1 protein-coding gene and 1 pseudogene are annotated in these 1,531 nt (G+C 40.0%); both read right to left on the bottom strand.

All coding sequences use genetic code 11. From position 1 onward, the window contains the following. Positions 1-1,022 (bottom strand): ATP-binding cassette domain-containing protein (locus SORDD16_RS05700; RefSeq protein ID WP_061452694.1); only part of this gene is annotated, 1,022 nt, incomplete at its 3' end. Between the two features lie 329 nt (positions 1,023-1,351). Beyond that, positions 1,352-1,531: pseudogene (locus SORDD16_RS05695) on the bottom strand (helicase BlpT); the annotation flags it as partial.

Below are 1,531 nucleotides of genomic sequence, written 5' to 3'. Positions count from 1 at the left end.
GCTAAAATGCGCTGGCCAATGGACAAATTTTCTTTTTCCAGTTGGACTAAGACTTTAGAAGCCGGTAATGGTTGAATGTCTGAAAAGAAAAGTTGGATTTTTTCCTCTTCAAGTGGCTTTTGGGTCATGGACTGAGCTGCTTTTTCGTAGCGCTTTTCTTGAGAGAGAACATTTTTCATCTTTTTAGCCAATAGGCGACCGGCAACATCATTTTTAGTGTTACGTAAGGCAGTTTCTACATTTTGCTTGACGCGACGATGCTTTTCCATGGTTTTATCATAGGCTCTCTGGTCGTTAGCAGCTTGCTGACTTTGTCTGGCAAAATTAGCCTTTCTCTGCTCACTATAGCGATCATAGTCTAAATGCTCGACTAGCGTTTCTGCTTCTTTCCGGTGCTTGACCAGTCGCAAGTGGACAATAGTATCTGCCGTATGAGAAAGAAAGTCTTCATCATGGGAAATGAAAATAACAGTTTGCCTGGTATTTTGAATCTGACCTTTTAGCCAATCAACCGTCTCAAGGTCTAGGTCATTTGAAGGTTCATCTAAAAATAGAATCTCAAAAGGTTTTGCTAACTCGTGGATGAGCTGAATTTTCAAAGCTTCGCCCCCTGATAGACTGCCAATTTCTTGGTCGCTAGCAAAATGGTCGCTATCAAAGTGCAATTCCTCCGCCAAACGATAAAGAATGCTGTAGTCTAAATCAGCAGAATCCAAAAAGAAGTAGTCATGGAGAGTCCTACTTTTCAGAAACTCGGGGAGTTTTTGAGGAATGTATGCCAGTGATTGAAGATCAGACTGGATGTCGCCCTTGATAGTAAAATCAGGTAATGCTTCCCTCATTAAAGCTCGTAGTAAGGTCGATTTGCCGTTTCCTTCTTCACCAATAATAGCAACCTTTTCCCCGTCTTGGATGGTCATGGTTAGGTCAGATACAAGGTCCCGCAAATCTTTGTTTTGAGTGATGGTTAGATGATTGATTTTTATCATATTGCTGCCCTTTCTAGAATGTCCATAGTGCATAACAAAAAGCTCTACTTTACCTAGTAGAGCCCAAAGTCACTGTCAAAACTCTATTATCCTCGTTGAAAAGCTCGTCAAACTAGCTTGGAGCTGCCTAACCCAACCCAAGAGGAGCATAGCTTTCTAGTTTTTCGATTTTCATTGAGGACAAGATACTAGAAAATCTAGTATAAAAAGAGCACACAAAAAGAGACAAAAACAAGATCTACTAAATAAAGTTCTTTATTTGATAGATTAGTTGTTCATGTCTCCCATACCTCCGAGTATTAGTACCTCTATCCTATACCTTTCAGGAAATTTTGTCAATAGAAAACAAGTAATTTCAAGCTCTAAAAACCAAAAACAGGTCCATAGAGAGTCAGTACGTGTTTGACATGTTCGTAGTGGAACTTGTCATAGTTGCGCCAAGCAGCACGAGCTTGATCGTTTAGTTTTAGGCTACCAAGTCCAATCAGAATACTGGTACGTTGGTAAAATTTTTCAAGGTTGATTAAGATACTGTTGTCCAG

The organism is Streptococcus oralis, from assembly GCF_001578945.1.
In the GTDB taxonomy this organism is placed as follows: Bacteria; Bacillota; Bacilli; order Lactobacillales; family Streptococcaceae; genus Streptococcus; species Streptococcus oralis_Q.
This window is presented reverse-complemented; position numbering and strand designations above follow the sequence as displayed.